Here is a 16944-nt window from a genome sequence, read left to right as displayed (position 1 = left end):
ACGGGTTCGGCGACCCCTACGCGGAGTCACCGCCAGCACATCCAACCTTCAAGTAATGGTAAATTGTTAGCCTCAGTAACTAGATACGGTAAGGAAAACCGTTCCCGGTAACCCGTGCGAGGAAGGATCAGCTCCTGTCTGTCGATCACCTCAACGAACTCCTGCTGATCTGCTCACTCGTACTTCTCATCGCGGTCGCCGCGGTACGGGTCTCCTCGCGCAGCGGGCTGCCCAGCCTGCTCATCTACCTGGGGATAGGCGTCGCCATAGGCCAGGACGGCCCCGGCGGCGTCGTCTTCGACAACGCCCAGCTGACCCAACTCCTCGGCTATGCCGCGCTGGTCGTGATCCTCGCCGAGGGCGGCCTGGGCACGAAGTGGAAGGAGATCCGGCCGGCGCTGCCCCGGGCGGCGTCCCTGTCGACCGTCGGCGTCGCGCTGAGCGTGGGAATCACCGCGGCCGGCGCGCACTACCTCGCCGGACTCGACTGGCGCCAGGCGCTGCTGATCGGCGCCGTGGTCTCCTCCACCGACGCCGCCGCCGTCTTCTCCGTGCTGCGCAGCGTGCCGCTGCCGGCCCGGCTGACCGGCATCCTGGAGGCCGAATCCGGCTTCAACGACGCCCCCGTGGTGATCCTCGTCGTCGCCTTCTCCACCGCGGGGCCGGTCGAGCACTGGTACCTGCTGCTCGGCACGATCGCCCTGGAGCTGGCGATCGGCGCCGCCATCGGCCTGGCCATCGGCTGGCTCGGCGCCTACGCCATGCGGCACGTGGCGCTGCCCGCGTCCGGCCTGTACCCCATCGCCGTCATGGCCATCGCGGTCTCCGCCTACGCGCTCGGCGCGCTGGCGCACGGCTCCGGGTTCCTCGCCGTCTACCTGGCCGCGGTGATCCTCGGCAACGCCAAGCTGCCGCACTCCCCCGCCACCCGCGGCTTCGCCGAAGGCCTCGGCTGGATCGGCCAGATCGGCATGTTCGTCCTGCTCGGCCTGCTGGTGACCCCGCACAACCTGCTCGACGACATCGTGCCCGCCCTGCTGATCGGCATGATCCTGACGATCGTGGCCCGGCCGGTGTCGGTGTTCGCGGCGCTGCTGCCGTGGCGGATGCCGTGGCGGGAGAAGACCCTGCTGTCCTGGGCCGGGCTGCGCGGCGCGGTCCCGATCGTGCTGGCCACCATCCCGATGGTGACCGATGTGCCGGGCAGCGAACGGGTCTTCAACATCGTCTTCGTGCTGGTCGTCATCTACACCTTCGTCCAGGGGCCGACGCTTCCCTGGCTCGCCCGGCGGCTGCGGCTGGGCGACGGCGAGGAGGCCGCCGACCTGGGCATCGAGTCGGCGCCGCTGGAGCGGCTGCGCGGCCATCTGCTGTCGACCACCATCGGCCCGGCCTCCCGGATGCACGGCGTCGAGGTCGGCGAGCTGCGGATGCCCGCGGGCGCCGCCGTCACCCTCGTCGTCCGGGACGGCACCAGCTTCGTCCCCGCGCCCACTACGGTGCTGCGCCGCGGCGACGAGCTGCTGGTGGTGGCCACCGACCCGGTGCGCGACGCGGCCGAGCGGCGGCTGCAGGCGGTCTCCCAGGGCGGCAAGCTGGCCGGCTGGCTGGGCATCCACGGCTCCGCGGGGCGGCGGCCCGGCTCGCACTGACGACCGGACGGGTCCGGAATGTGCCGCATCTCTCCATGGATTCGGAGGAAATACCCGGGAAGTCCTGTCCTGTCCCAGGGCTTCCCGCGCTGCGGCCTGTAGTATGAAGACGCACATCGACGAACCAACTCTGCCTGATGCAGAGCTGGCGCGACCGCTCGGCGGCCGCGGTCCTCTGCCCCACGCAGCCACCTCTCCGGTGCGGACCACGCGGTATCACTCGGTCCTGCGCGAGAGGACAGCTCTCGGCGCGTATCCGTGACGACCTCGCGGGCGGCGCGCTACCAGGCGGCAGAAAGGCCCGGCCGTGGCATCCGCGGTCAAGGACTCCCGCTCCGGTTACGGAACACTCCTGCGCACCCCCGGTGCCTGGACATTCCTGCTGCCCGGCTTTCTGGCCCGGCAGCCCTTCGCCATGCTGACGATCGGCATCGTGCTGCTCGTCCAGTCCACCACCGGCTCGTACGGCACCGCGGGCGCGGTGTCCGCGACCACCGGCGTCGCGATGGCGCTGTTCGCCCCGCAGGGCGGCAAGCTCGCCGACCGCTTCGGCCAGCGCGCGGTGCTGCTCCCCGGCGTACTGGTGCACGCCGCCGGCGTCGCCGCGCTGATCACCCTCGCCCTGGCGCACGCCCCTCTGTGGGCGCTGCTCGCGGTGGCCGTCCCCACGGGCGCCTCGACGCCGCAGGTCGGCCCGATGGTGCGGGCCCGCTGGGCGGCCCGGCTCGGCGCCGGTCCGCTGATGCCGACGGCCGCCGCCTTCGAGTCGGTGACCGACGAGTTCACCTTCGTCGTCGGCCCGGTGCTGGCGACCGCGCTGTGCACCGGCATCCACCCGGCGGCCGGGCTGGTCGCCGAGGCCGCGCTGACGCTGGCCGGCGGGCTGCTGTTCGCCGCGCAGAAGCGCAGCCAGCCGGCGGTGCACCGGCCCGGGTCGGGCGAGCGGCCGCGCGTCTCGGCGCTGTCGGTGCCCGGCGTGCGCGTACTGATCGTGGCGTTCCTCGGCATCGGCGCCGTCTTCGGCGGGATGCAGGTCTCGCTGACCGCGTTCACCCAGCACATCGGGCAGCCCGGCATCAACGGCGTGCTCTACGGGATCTTCGCGGGCGGCAACATGCTCGCGGGCATCGCCTGCGGCGCGATCACCTGGAAGGTCGGCCCGCGGCGCCGGCTGCTGGTCGCCTACGGGCTGCTGGCGCTGGCCACCACCCCGCTGTGGGCGGTGACCGCGGTGCCGCTGCTGGGCGCCGTCGGCCTGGTCGTCGGCCTGTGCATCGCCCCGGCCCTGATCACCGGCTACACCCTCGTGGAGACGCTGGTGCCGGCCACCGCCCGGACCGAGGCCTTCACCTGGCTGACCGGCGCGGTCGCGCTGGGCCAGGCGGCCGCGGCCACCTCGGCCGGCCAGCTCGCGGACGGCTTCGGGCCGAGCACCGGATTCCTGGTGCCGCTGGCCGGTACGGCGCTGGCCTGCACCGTGCTGCTGGCGCTCCGCGCCCACCTGCTGCCCCGCCGTTCCGCGGGGGGCGCCGAAGCGGCCGCCGGGCACCTCCCGGCGCAGGTTTCCGCCGGCGCCGAGGACCGCGAGCGGGAGCTGGCGCGCGCCTGAGCGGACGTGCGGTCGGTCACCGTTGGACCGGTCACGGTGGACTGCTGGCCGGGAATACTGCAAAATGGAGCGTCGTTAGCACTCATCGAGTGAGAGTGCCAGGAGGAAGACAACAGTGCCGACCTACCAGTACCAGTGCACCGAGTGCGGCGAGGGCCTCGAGGCGGTGCAGAAGTTCAGCGACGACGCGCTCACGGAGTGCCCCAGCTGCAACGGACGCCTCAAGAAGGTGTTCTCCGCCGTCGGCATCGTCTTCAAGGGCTCCGGCTTCTACCGCAACGACAGCCGCGGTTCGTCGTCCAGCAGCAGCCCCGCCAAGAGCTCCGGCGCGTCCGGCAGCTCGTCCTCTTCGGACTCCTCGGGCTCGTCGAGCTCCTCGTCCGGCGGCTCCGACACCAAGGCCGCCGCTCCGGCCGCCGCCTCGTCGTCGTCCGGCAGCAGCTCGGGCAGCAGCTCCGCCGCCTGACCCCCAGCGTTTCCGGGCCCCGCCGTCACCTACGGCGGGGTCTGTTGTTTTTCGGGGTGGGCTTAGGGGTGGGCTTGCGGGGTGGTTTATGGCTTGGCCTTGCGGGTTGGCCTCGCAGGTCGGCCTTGCGGATCCGTCTTGCGGGTTGTCTCAGGTCCCGGCCTCGGACTCGTCCTAGGGCATTCCTTACGGCTTGCTTTCGTCCGCGTCACTCTGCTGCCGCAGGCCGCCGTGCCCGGATAGTGTGACCGGCATGGCTGACGCGGAGATCGGTGTAATCGGCGGCTCGGGGTTCTACTCCTTCCTCGACGACGTGTCCGAGGTCGCGGTGGACACCCCCTACGGGGCCCCCAGCGACTCGGTGTTCCTGGGGAAGATCGCCGGCCGCCAGGTCGCGTTCCTGCCCCGGCACGGCCGCGGGCACCATCTCCCGCCGCACCGCATCAACTACCGCGCCAACATGTGGGCGCTGCGCTCGCTCGGCGTGCGCCAGGTCCTCGGCCCGTGCGCGGTCGGCGGGCTGCGCCCGGAGTTCGGCCCCGGCACGCTGCTGGTGCCCGACCAGCTCGTGGACCGCACCAAGGCCCGCACCCAGACCTACTTCGACGGGGAGCCCCTGCCGGACGGCAGCACCCCCAACGTCGTCCATCTGACCTTCGCCGACCCGTACTGCCCCACGGGGCGGGAGGCCGCCCTCGCTGCGGCCCGCGGCCGGGACTGGGAGCCGGTGGACGGCGGCACCCTCGTCGTGATCGAGGGCCCCCGCTTCTCGACCCGCGCGGAATCGCGCTGGCACGCCGCGCAGGGCTGGTCGGTGGTGGGCATGACCGGACACCCCGAGGCCGTGCTGGCCCGCGAACTGAGCCTGTGTTACACGTCGTTGACACTGGTCACCGACCTGGACGCGGGTACCGAGACCGGCCATGGCGTCTCCCACGAGGAGGTGTTCCGGGTCTTCGCCCAGAACGTCGACCGGCTGCGCGAGGTCCTCTTCGACGCGGTCGCCGCCCTCCCCGACAACGCCGCCCGCAACTGCCTGTGCACCGACGCCCACGCGGGCTGGGATCTGGGTATCGAGCTGCCGTGATCCCGCGCGGCCTCACCCTTCGGGGTGGCCGAGTTGTCCACAGGCGCGGGGTCGTACACAGCCTGGAGCGGGCCGGTGCGGACTCCGGCACGGTGGTGATCGCCGGTTCTCCGAACCCCTCACCACAGGCGGTGCCCAGATGCCCCGTACCCCGTCCGCTTCTTCGTTCTCTTCGCCGCCCTCTTCCTTCTCTTCCGCTCCCTTCTCTTCCTCTTCCCCTTGTCGGGTCCCTTCTCTGACCGATCCGGGGTTCCGCTCGCCTTCCCCTCCCCTGATCAGCTCCGAACGCCTTACGCCCCCGGCGGTCGGCCCAGGGCTCCCTTCGCCTCCCCTGGTCGATCCCGGGTCCCTCTCCCCTCCGCTTCCCGCTCCCCCGCCGTGTGAGGTGCCGCACTTCCCGCCGGTGCGGGCCGGCGGCGGCCGGGCCCGGCTCGGGCGGACCGCGCGGCGGCGCGTGCTGGCCGCCGGTCTGGCGACGGCCGCGGCAGCACTGGCCTGCGGCGCGTCGTACGGCGCCGTACGAGCCGCTCCCGCCGACGGCTGTCCCTCGGTGGCGGCCACGGGAGGACGGTGATCATGCGCCAAGATCGAGTGGCCTCGGCTTCCGCGGCACGTGACACTTCTGCGCATGGCAGGGCGGCTGCCGCGTGCCCCCGGGGGCGCGCCCACCGCGCCGGTAGGGACTGGACACCTCCGCCCTGCCCTGACGTAAGTTGCGGTGCTGAGTGTTGGTGCACCGTGTGTAGTGAGCAAGGAAAGAGGCTGTCTGGTGAGCGAGAGCAAGGGCGTCCTTCAGGGATTCAAGGAATTCCTGATGCGCGGCAACGTCATCGAACTCGCGGTCGCGGTCGTCGTCGGTGCGGCCTTCACGAACATCGTCAACGCGGTGGTGAAGGGGATCATCAACCCCCTCGTGGGCGCGCTCGGCTCGCAGAACCTCGATCATTACCAGTCCTGCCTGACCGCGACCTGCGCCAAGGATCCCAAGACGGGCGCCTTCAGCGACGGCATCTACATCCTGTGGGGCTCCGTACTCAGCGCCGCCCTGACGTTCCTGATCACCGCCGCGGTCGTCTACTTCCTCATGATCCTTCCGATCAACAAGTGGAAGGAGCGCCAGCTGCTCAGGAAGCCGGCGGAGGACGCCCCGCTGGGCCCCACCGAGATCGAGCTGCTGACGGAGATCCGCGACGCGCTGGTCGCGCAGCGCACCGGTGGGACGTCGATGCCCTCGGGCACCATCGGCATCCAGAAGACGCACGAGTAGCAGGCGCCGAACGGCCGGCCGATGCCGCCCAGCCGCCTCGCTCAGAGGTGGTGGGGCGGCTTTTCGTCGAGGAAGCGGGCGAGGTCGGCCGCGCCGTCCCCGCCTCCGGAGCGCTCGCCCCAGCCGCGGTCGGTGTCGTCCGAGGACTGCTGGTTCAGCGGATCGTCGAAGATCAGCCGCACCGGGGGCTTACGGGCCGGGCGCGCGGCCGGAGAGGACGCGGCGGCCGGCGACGCGGCGGCCTGTTCGGCGCCGGTGGCGTCCTGGGGCTCGTCGGCCGGCTCATGGTCGGGGCTGCTGCTCACCTCTCCAGAGTACGGCCGGATCGGGAGCGGCTCCCGACCGGCGGGGGCCGCCCCGGCCGGGACCGCCGCTCACGGGTGATACAGAGCCCGCGCCCGGGTCGTATCGACGGAGCCGTCCTCCAGAATCGGCAGAAAGAACTTCACCTGCCACGCCTGCGTGCTCCGGGCCTGGCGGCTGGTCGTCTCCACCCACGGCGGATAGAGACGGAAGGCGCGCTTTCCGCCGGAGCCGTCACGGGAAACGATGCCTCGTTGACAGAGCACCTCCCGCGGAAAGACGAAGTGTCCGTACCGCCCGCCGTCACGGGTGCTGATCACGAAGAGATCGACCGGGTCCGTGGAATCGAAGGGCTGGATCGGCCCGCCGGGACTCCGTTTCCACACCGTGACGAACTGTCCGACCTTCGTCGGCGTGGTCTTGCCCACCCGGAATCTGACGGACAGGCCGTCGAGAGTGAATTCATGCGCCGCATACTCGGCACTCTCGGCCTCGGGCACCGGCCGCGAGCAGACGAATCCGCACGGGTCATACACCGAAGCCTTCGCCGCCAGCAGTTCACCGTGCAGCGATTCCCCGTCCGGCCACGGTGCGGAAGTTGCGGGGCCGTGGTCCGACGGTCCCCCGGAATATGTCGCCATTCCGGCATCCTGCCATCGCCGGTCGCCGCTCGGGGCGGCGGGATACCGGTGGGGGGATACGAGGGGGGACGGATTCCGTTTGGGTAGTGGCCGGGGAGGGCGGGCTGGCGGGACGCCCGCCCGTTGGCCTTTGGCCGCTGGCTACCGGTTCCGTTCCCGCTCCGGCTACGGCTACGGCTACGGCTACGGCTACGGCTACGGCAGGGAATCGGCCGGGGCTGGTGCCGGGACGGGCGGGGATGTTGCCGGGGCTGGACGGGCGGTGCCGCAGTGCCGCTCGGGTCAGTGGCCCTTGTCGTGGGTGGAGGTGGGGTGCGGACGGTCTCCGTCCTGGGGCCGGGTCGGCGGGCCCTGTGTGGCGTGCCTGCGTTTGTGGGGCCTGGTCCGGTCGGAGCCGGGAAGCGAATGGCGGGAATGTGCGTCGTCATGACGAGCCATGGGACAGCGGCCTTTCCGGTCGATGAATGCACGAAATACGGGGCGGAGCCGAGGAGTTCCCCACGGCGCCAGGGAGAGGGCTATTCGTCCTGTCGAGCAGCGGGGCCGAACGACTTCCCGCCGTCACGTCAACCCGCCTCACACGAGGGAAGAACTTCCCGAACGGGAGAGAGACGAGCGTGAACCCCACGGACGCCATATGCAGCAGTGAGAGCAGTCGATAGCCGCCGCCGTGCAGAAAGAACGCCGAGAACGTCAGCAGAAGTCCGCTGACGGAGACGACGAGGAGAGCGAGCAACGCAACGAGGTCATGGGCGACGTGTCCTCCCGGCGCAGCCGAACGGTCCCGCAGCCGCTGCCACAGGAGGTAACCAACCCCCGCGATAACGAGCAGCGCGGCGAGGTCGAGCCCGCGAAAGACAATCCAGCCAACGACACCGGAGGAGTCGAAACCGATGGCCCTGAAACCCCAGATACGCATGTCATATCCGGGCCCTGGCGCGATAGCGCGGTGAAAGGTGAGCCATCCCCAGACAAGCGAGATGGTGGCGAGCACGGCCAGCAGGCAACCCCAGAGGAGGAGTTGACGAGCGATCCAGTAAGCGGGCAAGCGGACGCCTAGGAACCTTCGGGAGCCGAGAGCAGGGACGGGAGCGGCGGTCGTCTTCCTGAGTGGCTCGTTGGGTATCCGGCGAAGGCTCTCCTCGCGGGGGCTTCCTTGAGAGGCGCCGGCCTTGGAGCCTTCCTCTCTGGCGGTGTCTTCCCTGGCGAGGCCGTCTCCGGGGCGCGGGCCCTGGGGCAGGAAGGTGCGGTGGTCCGGTCGTTGGAGACGGCGGGCGGGCAATCACTGCGACGGGCGGTGCAGCGGTAGGCGAGGCCGAAGGCGAGGAAGACTGTGGCCACGGCGTAAAGGAGCAGTGCGGAGTCGAAGTCCCGCAGCATGCGACTGCCGAGAGCGATGGCGGCGCTCAGCAGGAGTGCGGCGATCGAGCCCATCAGCGTCGCGCGGAGCGCCGGCGGCCTGGGCCGGGGCAGCTCCGATATGTGCCCGGGATCCGCTCCCGGGGCTGCTGGGGCGTCTGATGGCTGTGGCACGAGGACCACACTAGGGGGCTATGGGGCAATGGTCCTGTTTTGCGGCCTCAGTGGGTGAGAGCCCCTGGTAGACGGGCGAAATCCGCGCGTCTCCTCGGGGTTCCAGAACCAGGCCAAGGCCAGGGCCAGACCGGGGCGGGACCAGTGGCATGGCCAGATCCCGAGCCAGGCCCAGTAGCAGCGGCAGCGGCAGTGCCAGGGCCAGTGGCGGTGGCAGCGGCGGCAGCAGTGGCAGGGCCAATGGCAGTGGCCGGGCCGAGGGCTAGCGCCAGGGCGGAGTGGGGCGGGGCGGGGGGAGGGGAGGGGAGGGGAGGGGGCGAGGTCATAGGCGAGGGAGACTCGGGGCTCCCCCTCCCCGAGCCTCCCCCAGTTCCTGTCGCCAGACCCGTTCTCCTCGGACCTCGTCGAGCCTCCCCCAGCCCCGGTCGCCAGCAGACTCGCCCCACGAACCTCGCCAAGCCTCCCCAGCCCTGGTCGCCAGGCCCGTCCCCCTCGGACCCAGCCCCTCAGCCCCAACCCCCGGGCCCCCACGCGGCCCCGAGCCCTGGCCCCCCAGCCACGGCCCCGTCCCTGCCAGGCCGGCCCTGTCCCCGAGGCACGACCCCGCCCCCCTGCCCCGAGCCCCGGTCTTGCCCCTGCCCAGGCCACCCCTGCCCCCGGGCCAGACCCCGCCCCCTGCCCCTACTCCGGCGCCGACCCCAACCCCAGCACCCCCAGCGCTGGCGCCCTCGGCCACAGAGCCCCCAGCCCCGGCTCCCCAGCCCAGGCGGCTTCCCCCCCAGCGCCCCCAAGCACTGGCGCCCCGGCCGCAGAGCCCCCAACCCGCCCGCGCAGCCAGACACCAGGCGTCAGGCGTCAGGCGTCAGGCCTCAGCGCAGTGCAGCCGGCATGCCCAGGGAGTCGTGCCACCACAGGTCGCGGGTGGGCTTCCAGGAGATCGGGCGCGAGCAGCGGTTCACCACCAGCACCCTCCGGTCCTTCAAGGCGCCCGAGGCCGCGCCCCGTGCCAGCGCGTGGTCCAGCAGTGCCTTCACCGGACGTACGGCCCCGTCCCAGAACGCCGCGTCGGCCGTGATCAGCACCCGGGCGGAGGACTCCTGGATCCTCGCGGCCAGTTCGGGCACGGTCAGCGAGACCGGCAGCGTGGTGCGTATCGCGTCCAGTCGCCCGCAGGCGAGCGTGGCGATCACGGATTCGGGGACCAGCGGCAAGTGCACCGCGACCCGGTCTCCGGCCCGTACCCCGAGGCGGGAGAGCGCGGCCGCGGCCCGGTCCGCCTGGTCCAGGAGCATGCCGTGCGTCAGCTCCTCACGGCGTCCGGGCTCTCCGTTCCAGGTGAGGGCGATCCGCGACGCCTGCGGCTCTTGCCTTTCCCTGGCGTCATCTGCATGCTCTGAAGTCACACGGCGCAACATGCGGCTCAGCCTCTAGATCGTCGATCAACGATCGCTGAACGTCCGTTGTACGGGGCCCGCGCCCGCCCCTTCCCGCACCCACGCGGCAGCACAGCGCGCCGGTCCCTCACGGCGCCTCTCCGCCGACCACTCGGCGCCTCGCCACGGCTCCGCCGACTACTCGGCGCCTCGCCGCGACTCCTCCGGCAGCTGGCCCGCGGGCTCCGGCATCGTCTCGCCACAGACTCCGACGCCGTATCGCTCCGGATCCCTCCGGCCGTGCACGTGGTGCGTCCCGGCATTCCTGCCCCTCTCCGGTGCACTCCATCCCCTCTCACCTCATTTCTTTTTCTTCCTTCCGGTTCCCTCCCGCCTCTGCGGGAGGGCAGATGAGAGGCGGCCAGATGCCCGTCATGCCCGCGCCCGAAAAGCGCCCTCGCCTGGACCGTTCGGCCCGTTGGGCGCTGGCCGCCCTCGCCGCCGGCGCCTGCTGTGTCCAACTGGACGCCTTCGCGCTCAATCCGGCGCTGCCCGCCGTCCGCGACGAGTTGCACGGGCCCGCGTCCGCCACCCCGTGGATCGTCAGCGGCTATCTGCTCGCCGCCGGTTCCCTGATGCCGGTGGCCGGGCGCCTCGGGGATCTCTGCGGGCGGCGCCGGATGCTGACGTTCGGGGCGGCGCTCTTCGGCGTGGCTGCGGTGCTGTGCGCGCTCGCGCCGTCGCTGCCGCTGCTGGTGGCGGCGCGGGTGTTGCAGGGTGCGGGCGGTGCGCTGCTGATGCCTGCCGGGCTCGCGCTGCTGACCCATGCCTGCCCACCGGAGCACGCGCGCCGGGCGACGGGCCGGGCACTGGGGCTGGCCGGACTGGCCACCGTGTGCGGCCCGTTCGTCGGCGGTGTGCTCACCCGGTCCGGCTCCTGGCGGGCGGTCTTCTGGCTGACCGTGCCGCTCGCCGTGGCCGCCGTGCTGTGTGCCCGCCGGGCGGCGGAGTTCCGCGATCCGGAGGCCCGGCGGCCCTTCGACACCGCGGGTGCGGCTGCCGCCACGGGGGCGCTGGTCTGCCTCGTGCGCTGGCTGGAGCATCCCGTGGCCTGGGGTTGGGCGATGGGTGCGGTGGCGCTGGGCGCGCTGTTCCTGCGGGCCGAGCGGCGCTCCGCCGCGCCGTTGGTGGACCTCTCGCTGTTCCGAAACCGCCCGTTTGTGGCGCTGACCGTGGGCGGCGCGTTCGCCAACTCCGCGACCGTGGCGCTGTTGTACGTGGTGCCGTGGGTGCTCCAGCGAGGCGAGGGGTGGTCGGTGCGGGACGCGGGGGTGGGGTTTCTCGCGCCCGCCGCCGCGCTGGCGGTCGGCGGCCCGGCGGCCGGTCGGGTGCGCCCCACGGCCGCCGTGCCGGTGATGGCCGGCTGTCTGATCGCGGCGGCGGTCGCGCTGGGTTGGGCCGCGTACGGTACGGGCGCCGTGGCCCTACTGTGGGCGTCGACGGGGGCCGCGGTGGCGCTGGGGGTGGCCGGCGGGCTGGCGCTCACCGGCACCCAGGCGGTCGTCCGCCGCGAGCGGGCGGGCGAGGCGTCCGGGGTGACGAAGGCGGTGCTGACCGCCACGGCGGGGCTCTGGCTCGCCGTCACCGGCGCCGGGGCGGGTGGCGTCACCGGGGACAGGACGGGGAGCCTCGCCGGTAACGGGACGGGCGGCGTCGCGGGTGCAGGGGCGGACGGCGTCACCCGTGCAGGGGCGGGCACCGGTGCGCGCCTCGCCCTGGCGCTCCCCGCGGCCGCCTGCCTGGGCGCCGCCGCCGTCCTCGTCCTGATGCTGGTGCTCCATCGGGAGGCGCTACGCGTAGGCCGACGGGCCGGCCGGAGCGACGGCAGCATCCGCCGGGCAGGCCCAACAGCCCAGCCGGCCCCGGGCGACGAGGGCGGGAGCATCCACCGGGCGGACCGTGGAGACCCGACAGACCAGGGAGACCAGGGAGACCGGGGAGACCGGGGAGACCGCGGAGACCAGGGAGACCGCGGAGACCAGGGAGACCGCGACGGCAGCCCCCACCCGTCACACCACGCACCCCCACGAGCCCACCCCGGAAGCACCCCCAGCACAAGCCGAGATGACCGCTGAGCCCCCTCCCGCAAGACCCCTCCCGGCCCCCGCCCCCGCTCACCAACCGGCCCGCGATCTCATCCCCCGCCCGCCGCCACCGCGTCATACCCGCCCACCACATCGCACACGTCACCGAAGCCGTGTGCCTCCAGCAGGGCCGCCGCGATCACCGAGCGGTTGCCGCTGCGGCAGTAGAGGACCACGGGGCGGTCCGGGTCCAGTTCGGCGATGTGGTGGCGGAGGCCGGCCAGCGGGATGTTGCGGGCTCCGGGGAGGGCCCCTGCCTCGTACTCGGCCGGATTGCGGACGTCGATCAACTGCACCCCGTCCGCACGCACACCGGCCGTGGCAGGACGCTCGGCCGGCTCCCCGCCCCCCGAAGCCGCACGCCTTGAAGCCTCACCCCCCGTAGCCACGCCATCCGAAGCCACGCCATCCGTCCTGCCGCCCATCCCGCCGTCCACCGGAAGCCCCCCGCTCCACGAGCACGGGCCCCGCTCCCCCACCAAGTCCTCATGCCGGATGCGTTGGCTGCGGCGGGTGAGTGCGGGGCAGCGCTCCAGTACGGCGGCGGGGTCGGGCAGATGGCCGAGGACGTGGTCGTAGCCGATGCGGGCGAGGCGGAGGCGGGCCTCCTGCTCCGCGCCGGGGTCGGCGAGCAGCACGATCGGGGTGCCCGGGGCGACCACGCTGCCGCTGTACTCGGCGAACCGCGTGTCCAGGCTCGTGTGGAACGAACCGGCCAGGTGCGCCCGGGTGTAGGCGGCCAGCGGGCGGCAGTCGAGGAGGGCGGCGCCCTGCCGGTCGCGGGCCGCGAGGGCCTCGTCCAGGGTGAGGGCGGGCGGCGGGCCGGGCTCCAGGAGGGGGTGGCCGTCGCGGTTGAGGGCCGCGTCGTGCGCGAAGTAGCCAGGGGTGGTGGGCTGTCCGGCGGTGACCAGGCGGATGAAGTCGGCCTCGGGCATGGGCTGGAGGGCGTAGTTGAGGCGTCGCTGGTCGCCGATGGTGGAGCTGGTCTCGGTGGACAGGCTGCGGCCGCACGCGGAGCCCGCGCCGTGTGCGGGAAAGACCCGGGTCGCGTCCGGGAGGGTCAGCAGTTTGGTGTGCAGGGAGTGGTGCAACCGGGCGGCCATGTCCTGCGGGGAGTGTCCGGCGGCGGACAGCAGATCGGGGCGGCCGACATCGCCGACGAAGAGGGTGTCGCCGGTCAGCACGCCGAACGGCACCTCGTCGTCGGGGTGTTCGTGGATGACCAGGCAGATGGATTCGAGGGTGTGGCCGGGGGTGGCGAGGACGGTGAGGGTGACGCCCCCGCCGTCGTCCCCGCCGAGCGAGAGGCGCTCGCCGTCGCTCAGCCGCCGTATGGGGAAGCCGGTTTCGGCGGCCGCGCCGAAGCAGACGGTGGCGCCGGTGGCGCGGGCGAGTTCGAGGTGCCCGGAGAGGAAGTCGGCGTGGATGTGGGTCTCGACGACGAGTTCGATGCGCAGGCCGGCGGCTTCCGCGTCCCGCAGGTATTCGTCGGTGTCGCGGCGCGGGTCGACGAGCACGGCGCGTCCGGTGGTCTCGTCGCCGATCAGATACGACGCCTGGGAGAGGCAGTCGAGGTAGTACTGCGCGAAGTGCACGGTCGGCCTCCAGAGGTGTGCGGGTCCGTCCGGTGGCCGGGACCCGTCCGGGCAGGTGCGTTGTGCGGATGCACGGATGTACGTACATTAGGTACCCCGAGGGCGGGCGACAAGCCGGGGGTGCCTTCCCGGCGCCGGATATGACCCCGTATCAGCCGCACGGGCCCCGTCCGCCCCTCGCCCACGCCACGCCACCCCGTTTCAGTCCGCGGAGGAACCGACCATGACGACCGAGCCGCCGGACGGCGCGCACGCACCGCGCCCCCTGGACCGGCACTCGCCGCTGCCGCTGTGGGCGCAGCTCTTCGCCGATCTGCGCCGCCGGATGGAAGCCGGCGCGTTCCACGAGGAGTTCCCCGCCGAGCACCGGCTCACCGGCGAGTACGGGGTCAGCCGGCACACCGTCCGCGAGGCGCTGCGCAAGCTGCGCGCCGACGGGCTGGTGATCGCCGAACGCGGCCGCGCCAGCCGGCTCGACACCCGCCGCATACAGCAGCCGCTGGGCTCGCTCTACAGCCTCTTCCGTGAGTTGGAGGGGCAGGGCGTGGAGCAGCGCAGCGAGGTGCTGCGGCTGGAGCGGACCGCGGACGGGACGATCGCGGAGCATCTGGGGCTGATCCCGGACGCGCCACTGATCGTCCTGGAGCGGCTGCGGCTCGCGGACGGCGAACCGCTCGCCCACGACACCGCGTATCTGCCCGCCGAGGCCGCCGAGCCGCTGCTGGAGGCCGACTTCGGGCACACCTCGCTCTACGGGGAGCTGTCCCGGCGCTGCGGGGTGAAGGTCACCGGCGGGCGGGAGCGGATCCATCCGTTCCTGCCGGACATCCGGCAGGCGTGGCTGCTGGGACTGGCCGACCGGGAGCCGGCGTTCGCCATCGAGCGGCTGGGGCGGGCCGGGGAGCGGCCCGTGGAGTGGCGCGAGACGGTGGTGCGCGGCGACCGGTTCACCTTCGTCGCGGAGTGGACCGACAACAGCCGGGCCGTCGCCCTGGCGCCGCGGGCCTCGTGTCCGTCCTCATAGCCGTCACGGCGCTGCCGTGCGGGCTGGTGATCGGGCTGCTGCTGGGCGCGCTGGGCGGCGGCGGTTCGGTGCTGGCGGTGCCCGCGCTGGTGTATCTGCTGGGGCAGTCGCCGCACGAGGCGACCGCGGGGGCGCTGGTCGTCGTCACGGTCGGCGCGGTGACCGGGCTGGTGTGCCATGCGCGCGCCGGGCGGGTGCGCTGGGCGGCCGGCGCGGCCTTCGGGGCGCTGGGGACGGCCGGCAGTTACCTCGGTTCCCGGTGGAGTGCGGCGCTGGATCCCACGGTGCTGATGGCGGCGTTCGCGGGTCTGATGCTCGTGGTGGCGGCGATGCTGCTGGTACGGGGGTTGCGTGCCGCGCGGGAGGCGGACGGTCCGGGCCTGCCGGGGGCGCCGGGGGCGGTCCCGGATGCCGTGGCCGCCGGGCCCTTAAGGGATTCCCGGGGAGCGACCTCATCGGTCTCCCCCGCGCCCGCCCGTCCGGTCCGGGTCGCCGCGACCGCCTCCGCCGTCGGGCTGCTCACCGGCTTCTTCGGGGTCGGCGGCGGGTTCGTCGTCGTCCCCGCCCTCACCCTGGTGCTGGGTCTGGAGATGCCGGTCGCCATAGGGACCTCGCTGCTGGTCATCCTCATCAACTCGCTGACCGCGCTGGGCACCCGGGCCGGCACCGGCACCCTGGACTGGCCGCTGCTGGCGGGGTTCGCGGCCTGCGCCGCGGTCGGCAGCAACCTCGGCAACCGCCTCACCTCCCGCCTGCGCCCGCAGGCCCTGACCACGGCGTTCGCCGGCCTGGTCACCGTCCTCGCGGTCGCGATGGCGGCCGTCGCCGTTCCGCACCTCTGGACCCCGTGACCCGGCGCGCCGCGCACCGACCCGACCTTTTCCACCCACTCTCCAAGGAGGTACCCATGGCTCCGGCATCCGCCGCCCCGTCCCACCACCAGGTCCTGATCGTCGGCGGCGGCACCGCGGGCATCACCGTCGCCGCCCGGCTGCGGCGGGCCGGCATCCGCGGCATCACCCTGCTGGAGCCCTCCGAGACGCACTGGTACCAGCCGTTGTGGACGCTGGTCGGCGGCGGCCAGGCCCCGTTGCGTGCCTCGCTGCGCACCGAGGCGGACGTGATACCGCCGGGGGTGCGCTGGCTGCGCGAGCGCGCCACCGCCGTCGATCCCACCGCCCGTACGGTCACCACCGGCTCCGGCCGGGTCCTGTCCTACGGGCGGCTGGTCCTCGCCCCCGGCCTGCAGCTCGACTGGGACGGGGTGCCCGGGCTGTCCGCGGCGCTCGGCCACGGCGGGGTGAGCAGCAACTACCGGCCCGATCTGGCCCCGCTCACCTGGGAGTTGATCCGTCGGATGCGGAGCGGCACGGCGGTGTTCACCATGCCGTCCGGGCCGGTGAAGTGCGGTGGCGCCCCGCAGAAGATCGCGTATCTGGCGGCCGACCACTGGCGCAAGCGCGGCGTCCTGGGCGCGATCCGCACCATTCTGGTGCTGCCGGAGCCGGCGATGTTCAAGGTGCCGGTCTTCGACCGCGCGTTGACGGAGACGGCCCGGCGGTACGGCATCGAGGTGCGGCTCAGCTCGGAGATGACCCGGCTGGACGGCGCCGCCCGCGAGGCGGAGATCACCGACCACACCACCGGCAAGACCGAGACCGTGGCCTACGACCTGCTGCACGCCGTACCGCCGCAGCGCGCCCCCGAGTGGCTGGCGAACGGCCCGCTCGCCGACCCCGACTCGCCGCACGGCTACGTCAGAACCGACCGGGAGACCCTCCAGCACCCGGACTTCCCGAACGTGTTCGTCCTCGGCGATGTCGCTCATCTGCCGACGTCCAAGACGGGGGCGGCAATCCGCAAGCAGGCACCGGTGGTCGTCGACAACCTCCTCGCGGGGCTGCGCGGCGGGCCCGCCACCGCCCGCTACGACGGTTACACCTCCTGCCCCCTGGTCACCGCCCGCCACAAGATGCTGCTCGCCGAGTTCGATTACGACCTGCGGCCCACCCCGTCGATCCCCTTCCTCGACACCACCCGCGAACGCACCGACATGTGGTTCCTCAAGCGCTACGGACTGCCGCAGCTCTACTTCAAGGGAATGCTGAAGGGGCTGGCTTAGGGGTCGGGCTCAGGGGGCGGGGCGGGCCTGCCACTTGGCGGCAGGGAGCCGGGCGCACCGGGGCGTGACCGGCCGGACCACCCGGGGGCGGGCGCGGCGGCCGCCGGAACCGGCCGCCCGCCGCACCC

The 16944-nt window shown here is 72.9% G+C and carries 14 protein-coding genes; 9 read left to right on the top strand and 5 right to left on the bottom strand.

The window, feature by feature from the left end; translation table 11 throughout:
- The first annotated feature begins 134 nt into the window (after positions 1-134).
- The 5 genes from IEY78_RS24610 to mscL all read left to right on the top strand — a co-directional run bounded on the left by IEY78_RS24610 (position 135) and on the right by mscL (position 6081).
- Positions 135-1652 (top strand): potassium/proton antiporter, encoded by a 1518-nt coding sequence (locus IEY78_RS24610; RefSeq protein ID WP_189101857.1) that lies wholly within the window; start codon positions 135-137, stop codon positions 1650-1652.
- A gap of 307 nt (positions 1653-1959) precedes the next feature.
- Positions 1960-3261 carry an MFS transporter gene (locus IEY78_RS24605; protein WP_189101720.1) on the top strand — a complete coding sequence of 434 codons (1302 nt, stop codon included), beginning with the start codon at positions 1960-1962 and terminating at the stop codon, positions 3259-3261.
- Between the two features lie 115 nt (positions 3262-3376).
- A complete protein-coding gene (locus tag IEY78_RS24600; RefSeq protein ID WP_189101718.1) occupies positions 3377-3727 on the top strand; it encodes an FmdB family zinc ribbon protein in 351 nt (116 codons plus the stop codon).
- 253 nt (positions 3728-3980) lie between these two features.
- The gene (locus tag IEY78_RS24595) at positions 3981-4814 is read left to right on the top strand and encodes an S-methyl-5'-thioadenosine phosphorylase (protein WP_189101716.1); all 834 of its coding nucleotides are present in this window, start codon (positions 3981-3983) and stop codon (positions 4812-4814) included.
- A gap of 769 nt (positions 4815-5583) precedes the next feature.
- Positions 5584-6081 (top strand): large conductance mechanosensitive channel protein MscL, encoded by a 498-nt coding sequence (gene mscL, locus IEY78_RS24590; RefSeq protein ID WP_189101714.1) that lies wholly within the window; start codon positions 5584-5586, stop codon positions 6079-6081.
- Positions 6082-6122: 41 nt separating this feature from the next.
- Here the strand turns inward: mscL and IEY78_RS24585 are convergent, their stop codons facing one another.
- From IEY78_RS24585 to IEY78_RS24570, 4 genes are all read right to left on the bottom strand, one after another.
- Positions 6123-6386, bottom strand: a complete 264-nt coding sequence (locus IEY78_RS24585; protein WP_189101712.1) for a hypothetical protein — start codon at positions 6384-6386, stop codon at positions 6123-6125.
- 69 nt (positions 6387-6455) lie between these two features.
- Positions 6456-7025: a MepB family protein gene (locus IEY78_RS24580; RefSeq protein WP_189101710.1), complete on the bottom strand. Its 570-nt coding sequence runs from the start codon at positions 7023-7025 to the stop codon at positions 6456-6458.
- A 424-nt stretch (positions 7026-7449) separates the two neighbouring features.
- On the bottom strand, positions 7450-8019 hold the full coding sequence (locus tag IEY78_RS24575) for a hypothetical protein (RefSeq protein ID WP_189101708.1): 570 nt from the start codon (positions 8017-8019) through the stop codon (positions 7450-7452).
- 1408 nt (positions 8020-9427) lie between these two features.
- Positions 9428-9961 (bottom strand): AMP-binding protein, encoded by a 534-nt coding sequence (locus IEY78_RS24570; RefSeq protein ID WP_229700151.1) that lies wholly within the window; start codon positions 9959-9961, stop codon positions 9428-9430.
- Between the two features lie 404 nt (positions 9962-10365).
- On the opposite strand from IEY78_RS24570, the gene IEY78_RS24565 reads away from it, so the two are divergent.
- Complete coding sequence (locus tag IEY78_RS24565) at positions 10366-12066, top strand: MFS transporter (RefSeq protein WP_229700150.1); 1701 nt, start codon at positions 10366-10368, stop codon at positions 12064-12066.
- A 59-nt stretch (positions 12067-12125) separates the two neighbouring features.
- Here the strand turns inward: IEY78_RS24565 and IEY78_RS24560 are convergent, their stop codons facing one another.
- The gene (locus IEY78_RS24560; RefSeq protein ID WP_189101704.1) at positions 12126-13670 is read right to left on the bottom strand and encodes an MBL fold metallo-hydrolase; all 1545 of its coding nucleotides are present in this window, start codon (positions 13668-13670) and stop codon (positions 12126-12128) included.
- Between the two features lie 223 nt (positions 13671-13893).
- Between IEY78_RS24560 and IEY78_RS24555 the strand changes: the two genes are divergently transcribed.
- Genes IEY78_RS24555 through IEY78_RS24545 form a run of 3 tightly spaced genes read left to right on the top strand, consistent with a single transcriptional unit; the run spans position 13894 to position 16816 of the window.
- Complete coding sequence (locus tag IEY78_RS24555; RefSeq protein ID WP_189101702.1) at positions 13894-14694, top strand: GntR family transcriptional regulator; 801 nt, start codon at positions 13894-13896, stop codon at positions 14692-14694.
- Entirely contained in the window at positions 14679-15545 is an 867-nt protein-coding gene (locus IEY78_RS24550; RefSeq protein WP_189101700.1) for a sulfite exporter TauE/SafE family protein, read from the top strand. Before IEY78_RS24555 ends, IEY78_RS24550 begins: the two co-directional genes overlap by 16 nt.
- 56 nt (positions 15546-15601) lie before the next feature.
- Complete coding sequence (locus tag IEY78_RS24545) at positions 15602-16816, top strand: NAD(P)/FAD-dependent oxidoreductase (protein ID WP_189101698.1); 1215 nt, start codon at positions 15602-15604, stop codon at positions 16814-16816.
- Positions 16817-16944 lie beyond the last annotated feature (128 nt).

Source organism: Streptomyces kronopolitis, assembly GCF_014646275.1.
In the GTDB taxonomy this organism is placed as follows: domain Bacteria; phylum Actinomycetota; class Actinomycetes; order Streptomycetales; family Streptomycetaceae; genus Streptomyces; species Streptomyces kronopolitis.
Note: the sequence above shows the minus strand (reverse complement) of the source record. Positions and strands in the feature narration are given on the sequence as shown.